Source organism: Clostridium sp. CTA-7 (assembly GCF_054768095.1).
In genome coordinates this window covers 305,441-321,854 of sequence record NZ_BAAAAV010000002.1, presented here as the reverse complement: position 1 = coordinate 321,854, position 16,414 = coordinate 305,441, and the positions used below count along the sequence as shown (strand labels likewise).

13 protein-coding genes are annotated in these 16,414 nt (G+C 26.8%); all 13 read right to left on the bottom strand.

The window, feature by feature from the left end; all coding sequences use genetic code 11:
• Positions 1-295: 295 nt before the first annotated feature.
• The 13 genes from yidA to ACYUEX_RS04475 all read right to left on the bottom strand — a co-directional run bounded on the left by yidA (position 296) and on the right by ACYUEX_RS04475 (position 16,356).
• Positions 296-1,102 (bottom strand): sugar-phosphatase, encoded by an 807-nt coding sequence (yidA, locus tag ACYUEX_RS04535; RefSeq protein WP_460286745.1) that lies wholly within the window; start codon positions 1,100-1,102, stop codon positions 296-298.
• A gap of 94 nt (positions 1,103-1,196) precedes the next feature.
• Positions 1,197-1,466, bottom strand: coding sequence for an ATP cone domain-containing protein (locus ACYUEX_RS04530; RefSeq protein WP_411168738.1), 270 nt, complete (start codon positions 1,464-1,466; stop codon positions 1,197-1,199).
• 46 nt (positions 1,467-1,512) lie between these two features.
• Positions 1,513-3,579: a putative bifunctional diguanylate cyclase/phosphodiesterase gene (locus tag ACYUEX_RS04525; protein ID WP_460286744.1), complete on the bottom strand. Its 2,067-nt coding sequence runs from the start codon at positions 3,577-3,579 to the stop codon at positions 1,513-1,515.
• A 91-nt stretch (positions 3,580-3,670) separates the two neighbouring features.
• The gene (locus ACYUEX_RS04520; RefSeq protein WP_460286743.1) at positions 3,671-5,119 is read right to left on the bottom strand and encodes a DEAD/DEAH box helicase; all 1,449 of its coding nucleotides are present in this window, start codon (positions 5,117-5,119) and stop codon (positions 3,671-3,673) included.
• A gap of 144 nt (positions 5,120-5,263) precedes the next feature.
• Positions 5,264-5,866: an HAD family hydrolase gene (locus ACYUEX_RS04515; RefSeq protein ID WP_460286742.1), complete on the bottom strand. Its 603-nt coding sequence runs from the start codon at positions 5,864-5,866 to the stop codon at positions 5,264-5,266.
• Between the two features lie 196 nt (positions 5,867-6,062).
• Positions 6,063-7,100 (bottom strand): M42 family metallopeptidase, encoded by a 1,038-nt coding sequence (locus ACYUEX_RS04510; RefSeq protein WP_460286741.1) that lies wholly within the window; start codon positions 7,098-7,100, stop codon positions 6,063-6,065.
• A gap of 195 nt (positions 7,101-7,295) precedes the next feature.
• On the bottom strand, positions 7,296-9,602 hold the full coding sequence (gene gshAB / locus ACYUEX_RS04505) for a bifunctional glutamate--cysteine ligase GshA/glutathione synthetase GshB (protein ID WP_460286740.1): 2,307 nt from the start codon (positions 9,600-9,602) through the stop codon (positions 7,296-7,298).
• On the bottom strand, positions 9,586-10,914 hold the full coding sequence (locus ACYUEX_RS04500) for an MATE family efflux transporter (RefSeq protein WP_460286739.1): 1,329 nt from the start codon (positions 10,912-10,914) through the stop codon (positions 9,586-9,588). Before ACYUEX_RS04500 ends, gshAB begins: the two co-directional genes overlap by 17 nt.
• The gene (locus ACYUEX_RS04495) at positions 10,911-11,258 is read right to left on the bottom strand and encodes an ArsR/SmtB family transcription factor (protein ID WP_460286738.1); all 348 of its coding nucleotides are present in this window, start codon (positions 11,256-11,258) and stop codon (positions 10,911-10,913) included. The genes ACYUEX_RS04500 and ACYUEX_RS04495 overlap by 4 nt, the downstream gene beginning before the upstream one ends.
• A 234-nt stretch (positions 11,259-11,492) precedes the next feature.
• The gene (locus ACYUEX_RS04490; RefSeq protein ID WP_460286737.1) at positions 11,493-12,290 is read right to left on the bottom strand and encodes a RelA/SpoT domain-containing protein; all 798 of its coding nucleotides are present in this window, start codon (positions 12,288-12,290) and stop codon (positions 11,493-11,495) included.
• Positions 12,291-12,338: 48 nt separating this feature from the next.
• The gene (locus ACYUEX_RS04485; protein WP_460286736.1) at positions 12,339-14,345 is read right to left on the bottom strand and encodes a YgiQ family radical SAM protein; all 2,007 of its coding nucleotides are present in this window, start codon (positions 14,343-14,345) and stop codon (positions 12,339-12,341) included.
• Positions 14,346-14,681: 336 nt separating this feature from the next.
• Positions 14,682-15,485, bottom strand: a complete 804-nt coding sequence (locus ACYUEX_RS04480; RefSeq protein ID WP_460286735.1) for an ABC transporter permease — start codon at positions 15,483-15,485, stop codon at positions 14,682-14,684.
• A complete protein-coding gene (locus ACYUEX_RS04475; protein WP_411168749.1) occupies positions 15,457-16,356 on the bottom strand; it encodes an ATP-binding cassette domain-containing protein in 900 nt (299 codons plus the stop codon). Before ACYUEX_RS04475 ends, ACYUEX_RS04480 begins: the two co-directional genes overlap by 29 nt.
• Between the last annotated feature and the right edge of the window lie 58 nt (positions 16,357-16,414).

The window sequence follows — 16,414 nt, the reverse complement described above, 5'->3', positions numbered from 1 at the left end:
TTTAAAAACTATAGATTTCTGCATATTTAAACAGTAGATAGATATTTTTTATCTGATAAAACCCTTAATAAACCTAGTAAAATCAAGGATTTACAAGGGGCTAACGTTTCGTGAGGTCCTTTGAAAATAGAAAAATAATAATTTATAAAGAGAGGTTTATATTATTGAGAAACTAGAAATATTCAAAAATGACACTTTGAGAGAAAATTCATATAAATTTAAATAAAACAAAAACGGAGCCGTCGACCAACGATTTAAAAATCATTGGTCGACAGCTCCTTTAATACTAATTATTTTATTCTAAGATAAATTTTTCTATTACTTTTGCAACACCATCATTTTCATTGGTATCAGTAATATAATCAGCAATTTCTTTTATTTCATCGAAGGCATTACCCATTGCAACTCCAAGCCCTGCATATTCTATCATATGCAAATCATTCCCTGCATCACCTAAAGTTATTACTTCTTCTCTTTTTATTCCTAAATGTTTAGCTAATAATTCTACTCCTACACCTTTATTAGCGTCTTTATTTAAAAATTCTAAAAAGTATGGTGTACTTCTTACAACTGTGTACTTTTCATATACATCTTTAGGTAATTTTTCTATAGCTGGTCCTAATATTTCAGCTTCATCTATCATCATTATTTTTATCATAACTTCATCATCTGCTATAGGATCTATATCAATTTCATGAATATTTATATTATTAATTTGTGCCTCAACTTCTGTATATTTACTATTCTTAGGAGCAATCAAGCCCTTATTCTCCCAAAATGCATGAATATTTACACCTAATTCATCACTAAGCTTCTTTAAATAATGTAAATCGGCTCCTCTTAATGCAACCTTAGTTATTATTTCTTTACTTTTCGTCTTTTGAACTAAAGCTCCATTATAACTAAGTACGTAATCATTATCTGTAAACATTTCTAATTCTTCTAAATATCTCAAAACACCTTCTATTGGTCTTCCTGTAGCTAAAACTACTGTAACACCTTTTTCTCTTGCTCCTTGAATGGCTTTCTTAGTTCTTTCTGATATACTCTTATCTTCTCTAAGTAAAGTCCCATCCATATCTATTGCTACTAACTTATACATTCTTAATCCTCCGTTTATAATTAAAGCTAATTAGATTATAACATAACATTAATTATAAATGAATTTATTGTGTTAATGTATCAAATTAGTTACTCTATTTATCAAATTCTAAATAAGATCTTAAAATAGAATTAAATCCGTCTCTTTTTAATATGTCAAAAATTACTCCTATTACTTCATAACTTGAAGTAATTAAAGAATCCTTCCTTGTCTTTAGTAAAGTTTTTTCAGCATCATTAACTAGTATTTTCAAATCTGATTCATTTAACATTGTTCCTGAATCTCTTGCCGCATTTTCTATGCTGGTTTTTATCTTTTTAACATTAAATTCTTCTAGTCTTCCATCTTTTTTTATTATCTTCATAAAAAACCCTTCTTTCTATCTAGATTATTTTAACTTTATTTAAATCTTAAAAATTTATACTAGTTTGCTTATTAACATCTATATCTTTTATATCTATATTATTAAATTCCAGTAAAAATTCATCGAAATCCTTTAAATTCAAAGGTCTACTTATATAAAACCCTTGTATCCTATCACAATTTATATTTTTAAGTAAATCTACTTGACTTTTTAGCTCTACTCCTTCACATACTACATCTAACTCTAAACTATGAGATAAATTAATTAAGGTTTCTATAATAGAAAATGTTTTAGCATCTTTCTCTAAGCTAATTAATAAACTTCTATCTATTTTTATTGTATCTAATGGTAATGTTTTTATGTGATTAAATGAAGAATATCCAATTCCAAAATCATCTAAAGCTATCCTAAAACCTAGCTTTCTAAGTTTATTTAAGATATTAACTGTAAATTCAGTATCATCTATTATTTCATCCTCAGTAATTTCTAATTTTATAGATGTAGGGTTTACATTGGCTTCATTTACTATACTAATAATTTTATCTACAAAATCAGTTTTATTTAACAATCCATGGGAAATATTCACTGACATTTTGAAGTCTTTTTCTCCAAGGCTTATTATTTTATTGCAATATTTACAAGCTTCCTTTAATACAAATTCATCTATTCTTACTATATCTCCATTCTTCTTTGCTATAGGTATAAACTTAATAGGGGGAATTATACCACTTGGACTCATCCATCTAATCAAGGCTTCAGCACCTACTATTTTGTCTTTTTTCACATCATAAATAGGTTGATAATAAACTTCAAACTCATTATTATCTATTGCTAAGCTTAATCTACTCTCAAGGTTTAGCTTCTCTAACATTTCCTCTGAAAATATTTTGAATGTATTTCCGCCTTCTTCTTTACCCTCATACATAGATATATCTGCATATTTTAATAAAGTAAATACATCTTTTGCATGATTAGGATAATTGCTTATACCTATGCTTGCTTTTAAATTAAAACTATATCTACTAAATTGAAAAGGTTTATTTAAAAGGTCTAGTGTATTTCTAGCTAAATTTTCTATATTATTTATATCATTTTGTCCTTTTTTAACTATTATAAACTCATCTCCACCTAATCTTCCAACCTTTATATTATCTGAATATAATTCTGTTAATCTATCAGCAGCAATCCTTAAAACTTCATCTCCTGTATTATGACCTAAAGTATCATTTATGTTTTTAAAGTTATCCAAATCTATAAAATATATACTAAACTCTTCTTCTTGACTTACTAACCCCATTAAATATTCTAATAAATTATGTCTATTTAATAACTTTGTTAAAGTATCATAGTTCGCTAAATAAGTCATATCTTCAGCATACTTTTTTATTTCCGTTACATTATTTATTATTATAGAAAAATATCCCTTTTTAAGTGAGTATATCGATACTACTCCCCACTTATCATTTCCAATATTTATTTCTTTTGCAACACATTCAGATTTTGATTCTTTTATTCTTTTTAATATTTGCAATATCTGCATTTTATACCTAGAGAAGTTTTTATATACTTCTGAAAACTTATTATTTATAATTTCCTTTTTTGAAAGCCCTAAAAGCTCTACCCCTGCTAAGTTAACATCAACAATTATTCCATCTATATATTCCCCATCATCATCAACTATTGCTTTTAAATGGAAAAAGGAATTTGACATTGCATCTAATATATTTGTATAATTTTTTTCTTCTTGCTGCAAATAACTTTCTGTATGTATAAGTTTATTCATTACTGTATTCATTTCATTATAAAGTTTACTTATTTCATCTACTTCTAAGCTTTCATCATGTATATCTGTAGAGGTTATTAGCTTTTTTATGGATTTTTCTATTAATCCTAATCTTTTTATAATTTTTTCATTTATAAATATATAAACTCCTATATTAGCAAAAGATATCAAACTAATAATAGCGAAAAGTATTAACTTATAGTTTATAATAACCTGGTTTGAGTTATTTTTAAAATGATATGTTATGAATATAAACATCATGCTAATAATAATAGATATTGTTACCGTGGAATATAGTAAAAGTGTAGCTATTTTTTTTGAAAGCTTCAAATTGCTCACCATCCCCACATTTATAAAGATTTTCCTTATCATAATTATACATTTTTTTCAACATATCATTCAAGTAATTTAAATACCTATTTTAATTATTCTTTGCCTTGCTTATTTTAACTGATTTTCCTTTTAATTTTATCTCTTTATATTTCTTTAATATTAAATTTCCCTTTCCATTAAGAATATCAACAAATGAATGTCCATCTTGAACATCTATTATTCCTATGTCTTCTCCACTTAATTCATCTAAATTACTTAGAGCTCCAAGGATATCAATATTTCTAATTTTTTTCTTTTTCCCAGCCGTTATATGAATCTTAGTTACTTCATTATGAATATTCTTTTTAGATTTTATTTTGTTTCCATAATCATTTTTTTGATTTTCAAAGAACTCTTTTCTACCATTTATCGTTTCATCATAAGAAGGAAGTTTTGCTTCTTCTATTTTATAATTTATATATTCTTCTATTTCATCTAAAAATCTCTTTTCAGAATTTGAAACTAAAGATATTGCAAGACCTTTTTTTTCCCCTCTCCCACTTCTTCCTATTCTATGTACATAGCTCTCTTTTTCCATAGGAATATCATAATTAAAAACATTTGTTATATGGCTTATATGAATTCCCCTTGCTGCTATGTCAGTAGCAACTAAAACCTTAAACTCCTTATTTTTAAAGTCGTTCATAGTTGTTAGTCTTTCTTTTTGCTCCATATCTCCATGCAATTCTTTAACATTAATTTTTTCTTTTTTTAATAATGAGCTTAAGCTTCTTACTGAATCCTTAGTATTGCAAAATATTATTGCGGATTCATCAGTCCAAGAATAAAGGGTTTTTAATAAATATTTAAATTTATCTTCTTTTTCTACTCTCAGATATCTTTCAGATATTTTATCTCTATTAAACACCTTAGATTTTATATCAAGTACAGTTGGATTACTCATATAATTTAAATATAATTCTTCTATTTCCTTAGGTATCGTTGCTGAAAATAATGATGTATTTTTAGACTTTGGTAGCTTACTTAAAACCTCTGATATTTGATCTATGAATCCCATATTCAACATTTTATCTGCTTCATCTATTACCACAAACTCTATATTGTCTATATTCAGGTTTCCTCTTTCTATATGATCTATTACTCTTCCTGGAGTTCCACATACTATATGGACTCTCTGTTTAAGCTCTCTTATCTGTTCATTAAATGGTTGCTTACCAAATATAGCTGCACATCTTACTTTTTTTAATCTCCCTATATCAGATATATCTTCCTTTACTTGCATTGCAAGTTCTCTAGTTGGAACTAGTATTAATGCCTTAATTTTATTTTCCTCAACATTTGTTAATTCACATAATGGAATACCAAAACTTGCAGTTTTTCCACTACCAGTTTGTGATTTTACAACTAAATTTTTTCTATCTAATATATGTGGAATAACCTCTTCTTGAACCTCTGAAGGATTTTCAAAACCTAAGTTATTTAAAGCCTTAAGAATTTCTTTGCTTAAATTCATATTTTCAAATTTATTTATATTCATTAGTTTACCTCGTTTCTTCAAAATATCATCTACTAAAGCATGAAAACTTATATTATAGTAATATTATTTTACCCTATGACATTGTATTTAACAATTAACATTAAAAATAGAGATTGTATTTAAATACAATCTCTAAGTAATTTATTAAATATTTATATTTAATTCTCTCAAATCATTCTTTAAATTCTCTGGTGTACTGAATAATAAGGTGTTTATACCTACCTTTTCTGCTCCCTCTAGATTTATTTTAGTATCATCAATAAAAATTGATTCCTTTGCTATTAATTTATATCTACTTAAAATCAAATTATATATATCTTCTTCTGGTTTAATAATCTTTTCTTCAAAGGAAACTACTCCTCCATCAAAAAGATTAAAAAATTCATTTTTCATTTTCACATGATTAAAGGCTAAATCATGAAAATTAGATAAGTAAAATATATTGTACCCATTATTTTTTAAATCCTGCAAAATTTCTATAGTTTTATCAATTGGCTTTAATATATCATACCAATCCTTAAAGGCTAACTTTATATCATTACTATAATCTGTATTTCTTTTTATTATATTATTAATTGCCTCTTCTTCTTTAATTGTACCTCTATCCAACATAACCCATTCTTCACTCTGAAAAATTTCCTTATATAAATTTTCTAATTTCTCTTCTTGAATTTTTTCTTTAAGATATTCTTTGGGATTAAAGCTTAACAATACATTCCCAATATCAAATATTATATTTTTATACATAAATTCTCTGCTCCCCTGTATTATTTGTTAACATTTTTATATATTTAAAGTCAAGATATGAAAAATCCACATTATTAATGATAGTTTTTAAATAAATAAATTTCCAAAGTCATATCCTGCATATATGAAAACAGCGTTCCAAATTGCTATACCTATAGTTGAATATATAGAAAACTTTATTATATTCTAAAATATACTAATCTCTTAAATATTCTATTAGTAATTTTATTGTATTTTCTAATGCTTCATAATGAGTTCTTTCCATTCCATGTGATGCATGAACTCCTGGCCCTATAAGAGCTCCTCTTATATCATTGCCACCTCTTAATGCTGCTCCAACGTCAGATCCATACATAGGATAAATATCTACTGCATACTTTATATCATTATTCTTTGCTAGATCTATAAGCTTTGTTACCATATTATAATCATAAGGTCCACCTGAATCCTTAGCACAAATTGAAACATCATATTCTGTGCAACTTAAATCATCACCAATACATCCCATATCTACAGCTATCATTTCAGTTATATCTTTTGGAATATATGATGCTCCATGTCCAACTTCTTCATATGTAGATATAAATATTTTCGTTGTATAGTTAGGTATTATATTTTCTCTATTAAAAATTTCTAATAGCCCCATTAAAGCTGCTACACTACCTTTATCATCTATAAATCTTGATTTTACAAATCCACTTTCTGTTATAGTGGTCTTCGGATCAATAAATATAAAGTCCCCTGGACATATCCCAAGATTTTCAACATCCTTCTTTGAAAGTACTTTTTCATCAATCCTTACTTCCATATTTTCTGGATCACGCTTTTTTTCCTTACTATCAGGATAAACATGTGCTGCTGGGCTAGTGCTTAAAAAAGTCCCTGTATATATTTTTCCGTCCCTAGTTCTTATTTTACAATATTCACTATCTAAAGTTGCTGGAATTGGCCCTCCTAATAATGTGAACTTCAATGTTCCTGAATTAGTTATTGACCTAACCATTGCACCTAATGTATCAACATGGGCTGAAAGACCTATAACCTTTTCATCTTTTTCTCCTGGAATTGTTATTATTCCACACCCTTTGTTTGTAGTTTCAAACTTATAACCAAAATTAGTTGAGATTTCTTCTATTACTTTAATAATATCAAAGCAAAATCCTGTTGGACTATCAAATTCTAATATTCTTTTAGCAGTACTTAATACAAATTCTTTATTAACTTTATATTTCATTTTTTTCACTCCTTTTATAAAAAATTTATATATTTTTTATTTTACATATTGATTATTTTACTATATTTACTAATAACATTTCTATAGATATATTTTAGGTATAGTATTTGCATAAAATAAAAATACCTTATTATGTTATTATTATAATTTTAACATAATAAGATACTTTTACTATTTAAAATAAATTAATATTATTTACTCTATTAATTCTAATAAACTTAATATTTCCTTGGCAATTTCTCTTTCAGCACCTTTGTATGGGTATGAATGTATATGAATTGCAGGATTAAAATTTAATTCTATTATTGAATAATTTGAATTTTCATCATTGTAATCTTCAATCATCATATCAACTCCACAAATATTAGCTCCTACTGCTTTAGCTGATTCAACAGCTATGTCTTTAAATCTTTGTGGAATTAAATCCGTATAATCTATACTATCTCCGCCAGTACTAATATTTGAATTTTCTCTAAGATATACTATTTCATATTGCTTAGGAATATAATCAAAGTCTTTATTTTCTTGCTTTAAGAATAACTTAGCATTATTATCTAAATTTATTTTTTCTAATGGGGTTTTGTATCCTTTTCCTCTAAGAGAGCTAGTGTTTTTTATTTCTACTAGTTCTTTAATTGTACTATTTCCATCACCTATAACATTAGCTGGAACTCTATGAAGAATTCCTGGCACCTTATCTCCTACAACTAAAAATCTATATTCTTTTCCTTTAATAAACTCTTCGACTAAAACTGTGTTGTCATTTGCAAAAGCTATTTCAAAAGCCTCTTTAATATCTTCTTCCTTTGCTCCCTCTTTAAATATAGATATACCAATTCCAAAATTAGTTGATTTTGGCTTTACTACTATAGGTGTATCAATAAATTTATGGATGTTTTCTAAAGCATCTTCTAAAGAAAAGAACTCAAATCCATTAGGAACATTTATTTTATTTTTATTTAAAATTTCTTTTGTGACAACTTTATTCTCCATCATTAAAACAGATATATAACTATCTTTAGATGTTTTAGTAGCCTGCTTTACATACTCTATATGATTATTCTTCTTAAGAGAAATAAAATTCTCACTTCTATCTATTATATCTACCTTAACTCCTCTTTTTATAGCTTCCTTCATTAATATTTGTGTTGAAAGTTCTAAATCTTCGAAACCTTCTAATTTAAATCTATTTTTATAAGCATCTTCACGATACTTTTTAGCTAGCTTAATGTGACTTTCAATAAATCCTTCTTCTTTCACCATTTCTGATATTCTATTTGCGTAAGTTAATTTAGGATTTAATATTTTTTCTATCATATTATTTATTATTTCTTCTTTTCCTAAACACAGATCATCATTCATGTTCTTAATTTCATTTAATATTTTCATAGCCCAATCATTTTTAGATATAGTTTTTCCGTCTTTATATAAAGTTACATCCATTTGACCATACATAGAAATTATATTTTGATTATTTTGAGCTTCTTCTTGCCAGTTCTTATAATCGCTTTCTTCTTTAGCAAGTAAGTATATAGTAAATATATTTATAAAGTTTAAATCATCTAATGATATTCCAGCTTTACTAAATGGATTTATATCAATACTTCTTATTTCAAGATAATTTATTCCATCCTCTAATAAAGATTCTAAAAATCTATTATTATCTATTGCTTTTAATCTTATTTGTGTATATAGTTCCTTATGACTATCTATTAGCCTATCATCTATAAATCTATACACACTTGAAACATAATCCTTAACCGAATTGTAATCTGGATATAAATCTATTGGATTCTTATACCCACATTCGCTATTCCTATAAGATATAGCTCCATCATTAGTAAAGCTATCATTTGATATTTTATCTAAATTTACTACACACTTTTCACCAAATGTCTCATGCATTATAGTTGTGCCACCTAAAAGGTATATAAGTAACCATCTATATCTTAAGTAATTTCTAACTACTTTTAAATATATTCCATCTCTAAACTCTCTATATTCCTTACCATTTCCAATTAATTTGTACAAGTCCATTATTAGTTCTTCATTAAATGAAAAGTTATAATGTATTCCTGATATTAGTTGCTTTTTACCACCATACTTTTTCAATAGCTTTTTTCTATAATCACTTGCCCCTGCACCACTATCACATTTTCCGTAATCTGCAATAGGAATTAAATCATCTTCTGGTATGCTACAAGGCATTGATTGTGGCCAAAGATATTCATCTTTAAGCTCTAATGCTGTTATATCATAAAGAGAATTCAAAAAACTATAAACTTCCTCTAATGTATTTAATGTTGGTGTTATAAGTTCTATTTGACTTTCTGAAAAGTCAGTTGTTATATATGGATGACTAATTTTACATTCAAATACTTCAGGATGTTTTGTTAAAGCTAGTTCTCCATTTTCTATTACTCTTAAGGTCTCCCTCTCAACTCCGAAGTTCCCTCTCAATAATCTCTTTTTATATTCAAGTGATTTAATCACATCTAACATCTTTATACTCCTTCCATATTTTCAATTTATAAATCAAATATGCTGTAGTTCCCTTCAAAATACTTGAAATTGATATGCTCCACCATATTCCATCTTCATTTAAATAATTTATAAGCACTAATGCTATTGGAATTCTAAGTATAGTAAAAATAATACTTATAAGTGCAGGTATCTTAGGATATCCCATTCCTGTAAACACTCCGTTAGATACCATTTCCATAGTGGCAAAAATTTGAGAAAATCCTATTATTCTTAAATAATTACTTGCAATAAATATAGTATTATATTCTCTAATAAACATTTTAACTAATATTTCAGGCATAAATATAAATATAATACTTATAATTGAAGCATAAACCATACCTATTCCAACAGCTGTATTATAACCCTTATTTATTCTATCATATCTTTTAGCTCCATAATTCTGTCCAACAAAGCCAGCAATAGCACCATTTAATCCACCTACCACCATATAAACTACAGATTCTATTTGTAGTCCTATTTTTTGTGCTGCTATAGCATCTGATCCAAATCCACCTATTATTCTAGCTAATATTATATTAACTAAAGTAAACAAAACTCTTTGAAAGGTCATAGGAAGACCTAATATTGTAATTTCCTTAATCTTAATATAATCTATACCACTTTTGAAGTTAAAATTAAATATAGACTTTGCTTTTATAATAAATAGTAAAAACATTATTGTGTTTGCTAATAATGTTGCAAGTGCTGCCCCTGTAACTCCAAGTTTAAAAGTATATATAAATATAGGATCTAAAATTATATTTATTATTATTCCAATAGCACTTATCTTAAAAGCACTTTTATTATTACCAAAACTATTAAAAATTCTAATAAATAATGTATTAAAAAATGAAAAGAAAAGCATTGGTGCGCTTATAGCTAAATATATATAAGATTCTTTTTCAACTATAGCATTATCTAAGTTTAAGAACTGTATAAAGTTCTTACCAAAAAATATTAATACTAAACAGTATACTCCACCTATAATTGCATTTAATATAACTCCTGATGCTATATATTCTTCTACAGCTTTATCATCTTTTCTTCCTATAGAGTGGGCAACCTTTATTCCTGTTCCTATAACTACTAAGGAACCAATTGAATAACCTAATCCTATAAAAAAGCTAGAAGATCCTATGCTTGCTACAGCATTACTTCCTAATCCTCCAACCCATAACATATCTACTAAGTTATAAGTAAATTGTAAAAAAGAACTTCCCATTATTGGTAATGCTAGAGTTATTAACACCTTTAGTACATTACCTTGAGTTAAATCTACCTTCTTCATTTATACTCCCCTATTTGAAAGTCATTATTTTTATCTATACATTTTGAACTACATATACATTTTTTCTCATTAGTTAAAATACTATTTAAAAACCTCATTAGTTCATCAGCTAAATCAATATCTAAACTATAATAGATCCAAGTACCTTCTTTTCTACACTTTACTAACCCACAATCCATTAAGACCTTCATATGGTGAGAAAGTGTTGGCTGAGTAAAATGAAAACTTTCTAATATTAAACAAGCACATTTTTCCCCTGTAGCTAACATATCAACTATTTTTACTCTATTTATTTCCCCTAATGCTTTAAATATTTTTATATTCTTCTCATAGTTCTTAATCATAACACCCTCCTTATATAGATAATTGTCTATATATGAAACATAAATTATATAGATAGTTATCTATTTATAACACATTTTAATATAGATTATTATCTATATTTAGTCAATATATAATTTGTAATAAATGAAAAAATACCTATTTAATATTAAATAAACTTCATACACTTCTTTCATAACATAGTAATATATTATTAAAAAATAAGCAGATTTGATAATTCAAATCTGCTTATTTTTTTACTTTAAACTTTTTAGTTTATCTATCTCTTCTTTTTGCTTTTTTATTATTTTTAAAAATTCTTCTTCTTTATTAAACCATTCTTTACTAAGATCATTAATTAAAGATGCCATTTCATCAGCACTTCCTGCAATTCTATTAAATAAAAGAAGATTCGATTTTAATATTTCTGGTATCTCCACATGAGAATATCTAAGTCTATGATCTATTTCCCCGTATCCCTCTTCAAATATTGTTCTAACTTGAATTTCAGCTATAACTTTTTCGTTAGTTGGATAAAACTCAACTAAATAATGAACTGATCTATATCCTGATATTCTTGATCTAACCTCAATATTAAGTTCTTCAAACTTCTTAGTATTATCTCCTTCTCTAACATTTGCAGTAACCTCAATAACCTTCCAAGTCTTAGTTATAAATTCATGAATATCCTGCCACTGATCTTTAAATATATGTATAACTCTAATCCCAATTAAATCATTTATTTGATTTTTATAATTCTCTAAAGCAAATTGGAAGTCTTCACCATATTTTAATTTTCTATCTTCAGTTTTTCTTATAATTTTTTCTATTAATCTATCTGGTTCCTTTATTCTTGATTTTACTGAATGAATCATTGGCTGAGAACGTAAAATATTAGATATAAAATCTGCTTGATTCTCATAAGACATCTCATAATCTACAAAGTCATTATAAATATCTTTTAAAACTTCAACATCTATATTATTATCTTTAATTTTTTCCTCTACATGTGGATATTTCAATATAAATTCATCTATTCTAAAACTCTTCTTCATTTACTTATTCTCCTTTGGCTATAGGATTATTATAATATGTTTTAATTTTTATCTTCCTTTTCTACTATTGCTATTGCTACTTCTTGACTTTGATCCTTTTCCTTTAAAATCTCCATACTTAGCTTTTGAGTTTGGTTTTGAAGATGAACTTGATTTTGAATTCGATTTTGTATTTTGTTTTGAATTTGAATTTCTTGATTTTGAATTTCCTCTAGATATTGCTTCTTCTTTTTTCATTTTAGCCATATATCTATCAGCTTTTGATTTTATTAAGCACTTAGGACCATTTCCTATTAAGTCTTCTCTACCTGCTTTTACTAAAGCATCATAAACTAAGTTATAGTTCTTAGGATTTTTAAATTGAAGAAGCGCTCTTTGCATAGCTTTTTCTTCTCTTGTTTTTGGAACATATACTTCTTCACCAGTTATCGGATTTATACCTGTATAGAACATAGCCGTTGATAATGTTCCTGGTGTTGGATAAAAATCTTGAACTTGTTCTGGCTGATATTTTGTATCTCTTAAATATTCAGCTAATTCTATAGCTTCATTTAATCCACTACCTGGATGGCTTGACATTAGGTATGGAATTAAATATTGCTCTTTACCTAACTGCTTGTTAATCTTAAAGAACTTTTCTCTAAATCTATCGTAAGTATCACCTGAAGGCTTACCCATATATTTTAAAGTATTATCTGCAACATGCTCTGGAGCAACTTTTAATTGTCCACTAACATGGTGTTCAACAAGCTCTCTAAAGAATGTATCATTTTTATCTGCCATTATGTAATCATATCTTAATCCTGAACGAACAAATGCCTTCTTTACTTTAGGAAGCTTCCTTATCTTTCTTAGTAGTCCTAAGAATTCACTATGATCAACTATTAAATTCTTACATGGCTTTGGAGTTAAACATTGCTTACTCTTACACGCACCTATAGTAAGCTGAGTTTTACAAGCTGGTTTTCTAAAATTTGCAGTTGGGCCTCCAACATCATGTATATATCCCTTAAAATCCTTAAGATTAGTTATTTCAACAGCCTCATCTAATATAGATGATTCACTTCTACTTTGAACAGCTCTCCCTTGATGGAAAGTAATTGCACAAAATGAACAGTTACCAAAGCATCCTCTTGAGCTTACTATACTAAATTTAACTTCTTCTAAAGCTGCAATTCCACCAAATTCATCATATATAGGATGGCATTCTTTAGTATATGGAAGAGCATAAACCTTGTCTAACTCTTCTCTTGTAAGCGGCATTTCTGGAGTATTACAAACTACATATCTATCCCCATGCTTTTGTACAAGAACTTTTCCTCTTACAGGATCTTGCTCTTCATATTGTATTTTAAAAGCTTCAGCATATTTCATTTTATCTTTTGTAACTTCATCTCTTGAAGGTAATAATTTATAATCACCATAAATTTCATCTAGTGAATCTATAGTATATGTAGTTCCATTTATATGCCTTATGTATTTTGCTTCAAATCCATCATTTAAAGCATTTGCAACTTCTACAATTTGCTTTTCACTCATTCCATATATTAAAAGGTCAGCACCACTATCTATAAGCATTGAATTTCTTACATTATTATCCCAATAATCATAGTGAGCTAATCTTCTTAAACTTGCTTCTAATCCACCTATAACAATATCTATATTTTTATAAGCTTCTTTTATTTTATTACAATAAACTATTGTCGCTCTATCTGGTCTTGCTCCCATTTTTCCACCAGGAGTATAAAGATCTTTCTCTCTTCTTCGCTTGCTTACAGTATAGTGGTTAACCATAGGATCCATATTTCCACCATTAACTAAGAAAGCAAGCCTTGGTCTTCCAAGCTTCATAAAATCGTCTGTACTATGCCAATCTGGCTGTGGGATTATACCAACTTTATATCCTGCATCTTCTAATACTCTTGAAATAATTGCTGTTCCAAAACTATGATGATCTATATAGGCATCCCCTGTAACTATAATGAAATCACATTGTTCCCATCCACGTTCTTGCATATCTTCTTTACTGATTGGTAAAAATCTGTTATTTGACATTTAAACACCCACTTTTTAAAAATTGACAATTGATACTTGAAATCTTCGTATTAATCCCCTACATATCAATATTAACATTACGTCTAATGATTATAACATTTTAAAACAATTAAATCATTTATTTTTTTGCATTTTATCAAATTACATAATATTACTAGAGAATTAACATTTATATTTTTATATATAATTAAATAAACTAAAGAGAAGTGAGTAATTAAAACAATTATCCACTTCTCTTCAAACTTTATTAACATAAATTATCTTTATATATTTATCTAATAAATAAAACCTTTTTTAGTTTCATTTAAATTTTCATACTATAAAGTAAAGTCATCATTATTTACTAACTGAAACTTTATCTCCATGGCTATATCTTGAATCATGATTTATAGCTAAAAATAAAATTATTAAAGCTATAGCAGTAAATAATACTAATGATTGTATATATGGCATGAAATTATAACTACCCTTTTGCCAAAAATCTATGAACTCACCACATATATAAGTTGTTGGAAATAAATATGCTACCTTCATTAATGGAGCTGGAAAATCCTTTGCTTGAACTCCAAACATTCCACTTAGTATCATTATTGCAAAATAAAGTATCATAGTTATAGCATAGGTTGGACCAAACTTTTTAAAAAATAAAGATATTCCATGTGCCAATGCAAAAAACACCGTAGCAAGAAAATATAATGAAACTATTAAAATCAATGCTGAGCTTAATGATGGAACTTGTATTTTTAATGCTAAAAATGTTGCTATTGTATATATGGCTAATGCTATAGTCATAAAAATTAAATACGCCAATACTTTGGAAGCAACTAAGCTTTTTTCACTATATCCAAACAACCTAAAACGAAGAGGAATACTTTTTTCAAGCTCTTGTGAAAATGTTGCTGAATATCCTATAAATACAGTAGCTAAAGGAATCATTAAACTGTTACTTATAAAAATATTAGTCATTATAATTTCTCTAAATTCTTCTGGAGCTTTTCCACCAATTATATTTCCTAAAAAAATAGACATAAATATTGGAAAGATAACTCCAAATATTACTGCAAATATATTTCCTACTAAATTTCTAAATTCATATTTAACTAAATTATATCTAACTAATTTTGCTTTCAAGTTTTTCATCCTCCTCACTATAAACCTCATTTTTATTCTTTGCATTAATACTCATTATTTCTATATCTGAATTACTTCTTTTAAAGCTTATATCTTTTTCAATTAAAAGCTTTGATACTTCTAATTCTTCTTCTACACTTAAACAAGAAATTGCTATTAAATGCTTTGGTGATTTTATTTTTCTAAAATCTTTTGTAATCTCAATATTTTCTCTTGTATTAGCCAAAATTATTATTGATTTACCACAATACTTTTTAAACAATTCTTCTTTACTTCCGAAATCAATAACTCGTCCTTTTTCTAATATTAATATTTTATTAGTTAATTGTTCTAGTTCCTCATAATAATGAGATACTACACAAATTGTTGTTTTTTTATTTCTATACCATTCTTCAATTTTATTCATTAATTGCTGTCTTGTCTCAAAATCAAGGCCTGATGTAACTTCATCAAAGAAAACTAAAGGTGAATCTTGAATTAAAACTAATATTATAGTAAGCCTTTGCTTTTGTCCTCCAGAAAGTACGCTATACTTTTTATTTAAGCACTCATTAAAATTGAAGAAGTCAATTAAGTCCTGCAACTTTTTATTATTCTTAATTTTTGTATCTAAAATAGCTTCAATAATATGCTTAACTGGCATTGTATCTACATAATTATTACTTTGCATATGTGCAGACATTTCTTCTGGTTTTATACTTGTATGAATAGTTCCGTTATAGTTTATAAGTCCTAATATAGATTTTACTAAAGTAGTTTTTCCAGCTCCATTTGAACCTATTATTCCTATTCTATCTCCTTCTTCAAATTTAATAGGAGATTTTATTAACAAAGCTACCTCTTTTCCATATTTAACTTCTAAATTATTTATAGTAAGCATTATCGCTCCCCCTTTTTCCTGACTTCTATACTATAAGTATATTATCTTGGTATGAATT